The organism is Microbacterium sp. (assembly GCF_032084865.1).
In the GTDB taxonomy this organism is placed as follows: domain Bacteria; phylum Actinomycetota; class Actinomycetes; order Actinomycetales; family Microbacteriaceae; genus Microbacterium.
In genome coordinates this window covers 1-5,775 of sequence record NZ_DAMDLU010000165.1, presented here as the reverse complement: position 1 = coordinate 5,775, position 5,775 = coordinate 1, and the positions used below count along the sequence as shown (strand labels likewise).

General features: G+C 68.3%; 8 protein-coding genes. All 8 read left to right on the top strand.

What is annotated here, in order from left to right; genetic code table 11:
• Positions 1-1,106 (top strand): Fe-S cluster assembly protein SufB (sufB, locus tag RT309_RS13430; protein ID WP_313357814.1); only part of this gene is annotated, 1,106 nt, incomplete at its 5' end.
• Positions 1,106-2,302, top strand: a complete 1,197-nt coding sequence (gene sufD / locus RT309_RS13425) for a Fe-S cluster assembly protein SufD (RefSeq protein ID WP_313357812.1) — start codon at positions 1,106-1,108, stop codon at positions 2,300-2,302. The genes sufB and sufD, both read left to right, overlap by 1 nt.
• On the top strand, positions 2,299-2,625 hold the full coding sequence (locus RT309_RS13420; RefSeq protein WP_313357811.1) for a non-heme iron oxygenase ferredoxin subunit: 327 nt from the start codon (positions 2,299-2,301) through the stop codon (positions 2,623-2,625). Before sufD ends, RT309_RS13420 begins: the two co-directional genes overlap by 4 nt.
• Entirely contained in the window at positions 2,626-3,396 is a 771-nt protein-coding gene (gene sufC / locus RT309_RS13415; protein WP_313357809.1) for a Fe-S cluster assembly ATPase SufC, read from the top strand.
• Between the two features lie 9 nt (positions 3,397-3,405).
• Complete coding sequence (locus tag RT309_RS13410; protein WP_313357807.1) at positions 3,406-3,735, top strand: metal-sulfur cluster assembly factor; 330 nt, start codon at positions 3,406-3,408, stop codon at positions 3,733-3,735.
• A 1-nt stretch (position 3,736) separates the two neighbouring features.
• The gene (locus tag RT309_RS13405; protein WP_313357806.1) at positions 3,737-3,868 is read left to right on the top strand and encodes a hypothetical protein; all 132 of its coding nucleotides are present in this window, start codon (positions 3,737-3,739) and stop codon (positions 3,866-3,868) included.
• Entirely contained in the window at positions 3,865-5,274 is a 1,410-nt protein-coding gene (locus RT309_RS13400; protein ID WP_313357804.1) for an MFS transporter, read from the top strand. The genes RT309_RS13405 and RT309_RS13400 overlap by 4 nt, the downstream gene beginning before the upstream one ends.
• Positions 5,275-5,409: 135 nt before the next feature.
• Positions 5,410-5,775, top strand: a 366-nt coding sequence (locus RT309_RS13395; RefSeq protein WP_313357803.1) for a biotin transporter BioY, incomplete at its 3' end; no start/stop codon positions are given.

Sequence of the window (5,775 nt, the reverse complement as noted above, 5' to 3'; positions counted from 1 at the left end):
TCAAGAACACCTACGACCGCCTCGGCATCCCCGAGGCCGAGAAGCAGCGCCTCGTCGCCGGCGTCGCCGCGCAGTACGAGTCCGAGGTCGTCTACCACCAGATCCGCGAGGACCTCGAGCAGCAGGGTGTCATCTTCATGGACACCGACACGGCGCTGCGCGAGCACCCCGAGTTCTTCGAAGAGTACTTCGGCACCGTCATCCCGACCGGCGACAACAAGTTCGCCGCGCTCAACACGGCCGTGTGGTCGGGCGGCTCGTTCGTGTACGTGCCCAAGGGCGTGCATGTCGAGATCCCGCTGCAGGCGTACTTCCGCATCAACACCGAGAACATGGGTCAGTTCGAGCGGACCCTGATCATCGCCGACGAAGACAGCTACGTCCACTACATCGAGGGCTGCACCGCCCCGATCTACAAGTCCGACTCGCTGCACTCGGCCGTCGTCGAGATCATCGTGAAGAAGAACGCCCGCGTGCGCTACACGACGATCCAGAACTGGTCGAACAACGTCTACAACCTCGTCACCAAGCGGGCGGTCGCGCACGAGGGCGCCACCATGGAGTGGGTCGACGGCAACATCGGCTCCAAGGTGACGATGAAGTACCCGTCGATCTACCTGATGGGCGAGCACGCCAAGGGCGAGACCCTCTCCGTCGCGTTCGCCGGTCCCGGCCAGCACCAGGACGCCGGCGCGAAGATGATCCACATGGCGCCGTACACGCAGTCGTCGATCGTCTCGAAGTCGATCGCGCGTGGCGGTGGCCGTGCCGGCTACCGCGGCGAGGTCCGTGTCGACGCCGCTGCGCACCACTCCGCCAACACCGTCCGCTGCGACGCGCTGCTCGTGGACACGAAGTCGCGCTCCGACACCTACCCGGCGATCGACATCCGTGTCGACGACGTGCAGCTCGGGCACGAGGCCACGGTCTCGAAGGTCAGCGAGGAGCAGCTCTTCTACCTGCAGTCCCGCGGCATGCCCGAGGACGAGGCGATGGCGATGATCGTGCGCGGCTTCATCGAGCCGATCGCGCGCGAGCTGCCCATGGAGTACGCGATGGAACTGAACAAGCTCATCGAGATGGGCATGGAAGGATCGGTCGGCTGATGACGGCCCCCACTCAGGCGCCCGAGCTGGCGCCGCAGACGAACGCGCACATCGACCCGGCCGCACAGGTCGCGAACGCCGGTTTCGTACCGGTGCAGACCCGCTCCGAGCGGCTCCGGTCGTTCGACCCCGACGACTTCGGCGCCCCCACCGGACGCGAGGTCAACTGGAAGCACACTCCCGTCGCGCAGCTGAAGCCGCTGTTCGAGACGGCCGGCTCGACCGACGCCGTCTCCTACGCCTTCAGCCACGAGCAGTACGTGAGTGCACAGCTCGCACACGGTGAGACCCCGCGGGGCGAGTTCTTCGTGCCCGAGGACGTCGTCTCGGCTGTGGCATGGCAGGGTGCGGCTGAGGCGCTGCACCTCAGCATCCCCGCCGACGAGGAGGTCGCCGAGCCGATCATCGTCACGATCGACGGACGCGGAGGCCGCGCCGACGCGCACCTCGTGATCGAAGCAGGGCGCCACAGCGTCGCGACGCTCGTGCTGCAGCACACCGGCTCCGCCCAGTACGCGCAGAACGTCGAGATCATCGTCCGCGACGGCGCCAAGCTGAAGGTCGTCACCGTGCAGCGCTGGGAGGACGACGCGGTGCACGCGTCGGCTCACCAGGCGCGCGTCGACCGCGATGCCGAGCTCACCCACATCGTCGTCAGCCTCGGCGGCGGCGTGGTGCGCGTGAACCCCAACGTCGAGCTCGCGGGCACCGGCTCCCACGGGTACCTGTACGGACTGTCGTTCGCCGACGCGGGCCAGCACCTGGAGAGCCAGGTCTACCTGCACCACAAGGGCGCGCACACCACCGGAGACGTGCTCTACAAGGGCGCTCTGCACGGCGAGAGCGCGCACAGTGTGTGGGTCGGCGACGTGCTGATCGGACCGGACGCCACCGGCACCGACTCGTACGAGGCGAACCGCAACCTGGTTCTCACCGAGGGCGCACGCGCCGATTCGATCCCGAACCTCGAGATCCAGACCGGTGACATCGCCGGCGCCGGGCACGCGAGCGCCACCGGTCGCTTCGACGATGAGCAGCTGTTCTATCTGCAGGCTCGCGGCATCTCGGAGGAGGAGGCTCGTCGCCTCGTCGTGTTCGGCTTCCTCACCGAGGTCGTGCAGCGCATCGGCATCCCCGAGCTGCAGGACGAGCTGACCGCCGCCCTCGAGGCCGAGCTCGAGGCGGTGAGCGCGTGAGCGCACAGCGCGCCTGCAGCGTCAGCGAACTCGAACAGGACACGCCGCTGCGCGTCGAGCTCGACGGGATCGCGATCTCGATCGTGAAGGACAGCGACGACGAGATCCACGCGATCGGCGACCGCTGCACGCACGGCGACATCTCGCTGTCCGAGGGGTTCGTGGAAGGCAAGACGCTGGAGTGCTGGGCCCACGGCTCGGCGTTCTCGCTCGAGACCGGCCGCCCCCTCAACCTCCCCGCTTACGAGCCCGTCCCGGTTTTCGTCGTCGAGATCGACGGCGACGACGTGCTCATCGACCCCACTGTCACTAAGGAAGTCTGAATGTCTGTTCTCGAGATCCGCGACCTTCACGTAACGGTCGAGACCGATCAGGGCACGACGCCGATCCTCAACGGGATCGACCTCACCATCAACACCGGTGAGACGCACGCCATCATGGGCCCCAACGGCTCGGGCAAGTCGACCCTCGCCTACACGATCGCCGGTCACCCCAAGTACACCGTCACCCAGGGCGCCATCACCTTCGACGGTGAGGACGTGCTGGCGATGAGCGTCGACGAGCGCGCCCGCGCCGGCCTGTTCCTCGCCATGCAGTACCCGGTGGAGATCCCCGGGGTGACCGTCACCAACTTCCTGCGCACCGCGAAGACCGCGATCGACGGCGAGGCGCCCTCGATCCGGCAGTGGACGAAGGACGTCAAGTCGGCCATGTCGAACCTGCGCATGGACCCGAAGTTCGCGCAGCGCAACGTCAACGAGGGCTTCTCGGGCGGCGAGAAGAAGCGTCACGAGATCATGCAGCTCGAGGTGCTCAAGCCCAAGTTCGCCGTGCTCGACGAGACCGACTCGGGCCTCGACGTCGACGCGCTGAAGATCGTCTCGGACGGCGTGAACCGCGCCAAGGAGGCGAGCAACCTCGGTGTGCTGCTGATCACCCACTACACCCGCATCCTGCGCTACATCCGCCCCGACTACGTGCACGTCATCGTCAAGGGACGCATCGTGGAGGAGGGCGGATCCGAGCTCGCCGACCGTCTCGAGGACGAGGGATACGACCGCTTCCTCGACCCCGCCGAGCCCATCGAAGCGTAGGCTGAGAGCATGACCGCGACGCTCACTCCCGAGAAGTACGACGAGGTCACCGAGGCTCTCAAGGACGTCATGGATCCCGAGCTCGGGATCAACGTCGTCGACCTCGGCCTGATCTACGACCTCTCCTGGGACGACGAGAACGACGCGCTGGTCATCCACATGACGCTGACCAGCGCCGGATGCCCGCTCACTGACGTGCTCGAGGAGCAGACCGCCCAGGCGCTGGACGCGGTGGTCGATCAGTTCCGGATCAACTGGGTGTGGATGCCGCCGTGGGGCCCGGAGAAGATCACCGACGACGGGCGAGACATGATGCGCGCGCTCGGCTTCGCGATCTGAGATGACGGCGCACGTCGTCGCTCTTGCGCCGACGGAGCGGCAGCACACGAGCGAGAAGCAGCGGGAGCACCCGGAAGGGGTGCTCCCGCTCTTCGTCGTCGAGACAGGTGTCTCCACCGAGGCGGAGGCGTGACGACCGGCGCGCCGTCCGCGACGATCTGGGACGGCACCCGTCTCGGGATCACGATCGGCTCGGTCGTGCTCATCTTCCTGGCGGCGATCGAGGCACTCGCCGTAACCACGGTGATGCCGGTCGTGAGCGCGGATCTGCACGGCGAGGCGCTCTACGCGGTCGCGTTCTCGGGCACGCTCGCGACGAGTGTGATCGGTATGGTGGCCGCCGGAACCTGGAGCGATCGCACCGGGCCCAGGGCGGCGCTGTACACGTCGGTCGCGGCGTTCCTGGTCGGGCTGGTGGTCTCGGGCATCGCCACCGACATGCACACCTTCCTCGCCGGCCGGCTCATCCAGGGACTGGGGGCGGGTGGCCAGACGGTCGCGCTGTACGTGGTGGTCGCGCGCGTGTACCCGCCCCACCTGCACGGGCGCATCTTCGCGGCGTACGCCGCCGCCTGGGTCGTTCCGTCGATGATCGGGCCGTTCCTCGCGGGGCTCGTCACCGAGCTGCTGCACTGGCGCTGGACGTTCCTCGGGGTCGCCGCGCTGACGGCCGGCGCGTTCGTGCTCGTCGCGCAGCGTCTGAGCGGGGTCTCGCTCGAGGCGGATGCGCGCGATGCGGGGGACGGGGATCCGGACGCCGTCGCCGACACCCCCGCCGTGGGACCCGTGCCCGGGTCATTCGCGACGCGCATGCTGCTCGCCGTCGTCGTGGCCGTCTGCGCGGTGGGCGTCGGCTTCACCGTCGAGGTGCCGTTCCCGGTCGGCGGAGCGCTGGCCGCGATCGGCATCATTGTGATCGGCGTCGCCCTGCTGCCGCTGCTTCCGAAGCGCACCCTGCGTGCGGCACCCGGCCTGCCGAGCGTCGTGCTGACCCGTGGACTCATCGCCGGCGCCTTCTTCGCCGCCGAGGCGTACATCCCGAAGCTGCTGATGGACGAGCACGGCTTCTCGCCGTCGATCGCCGGCCTGGCGCTGACGCTCGCAGCTCTGGGATGGTCGAGTGCGTCTGCTGTGCAGGGGCGCTGGGGTGAGAGCCTGGGCAGCCGTCGGATCATGCTCATCACCTTCACGCTTCTCGTCACGGCGATCGCGGGCGTGCTGGCGGTGGTCCTCGTCTGGCCACTGCCCTGGATGGTCGTCGTGGGGTGGGGGCTCGCCGGCGCGGGGATGGGTCTGCTCTATCCGCGCCTGACCGTGCTCACCCTCGCCTACTCGACGACCCGCGATGAAGGATTCAACTCCTCGGCGCTGTCGATCTCGGATGCCACCGGATCCGCCCTCGCGGTGGCCGTCGCCGGTCTCGGCTTCGTCGCCCTTCCGCTGCTGGGCAGCGGCTTCGCGACCGTCTACGCGTTCGCCGCGGTCCTCACCGTGCTCGCCCTGCTGCCGGGCCTGCGGATGGGCGATCCGGTCCGCTGACGGCGCAGGTCGACAAGATCTGCCCGCTCACGCTGTAGGTGTCGTCGTGCGCCGCTCGGGATTCCGTCAATACTGTGGAAATCGTCAACGTGATCGCCGTTCCGGTGCACGTAACCCACGATCCTCGGAGGACCGATGACTCCCGACCGCCGTCCACTCAGCTCTGATCTCGCACGCATCGCCGTCTTCGCCGCTCTCGTGATCGTCCTCGGCACGGTCATGGTGCCGCTGCCGAGCGGTGTCCCCATCACCGGCCAGACACTGGGAGTGATGCTCGCCGGACTCGTGCTCGGCGCCCGGCGTGCTCCTCTGGCGATCCTGCTCGTGCTGGCGCTCGCGGCGATCGGGCTGCCCGTGCTGGCCGGAGGCCGTGGCGGGCTCGGCGCCTTCATCGGACCGACCGCCGGGTACCTGGCGGGCTGGGTGGTGGGCGCGATCGTGATCGGCCTGATCGCGCACAGCGGGCGCTTCACCTGGTGGCGTGCGGCCACCGGCGCCGTC

Bases quoted from the DNA above. Each gene is read 5' to 3' on its own strand.
- sufD (WP_313357812.1), top strand. From the start codon at position 1,106: ATGACGGCCCCCACTCAGGCGCCCGAGCTGGCGCCGCAGACGAACGCG.
- sufC (WP_313357809.1), top strand. From the start codon at position 2,626: ATGTCTGTTCTCGAGATCCGCGACCTTCACGTAACGGTCGAGACCGAT.
- RT309_RS13410 (WP_313357807.1), top strand. From the start codon at position 3,406: ATGACCGCGACGCTCACTCCCGAGAAGTACGACGAGGTCACCGAGGCT.
- RT309_RS13405 (WP_313357806.1), top strand. From the start codon at position 3,737: ATGACGGCGCACGTCGTCGCTCTTGCGCCGACGGAGCGGCAGCACACG.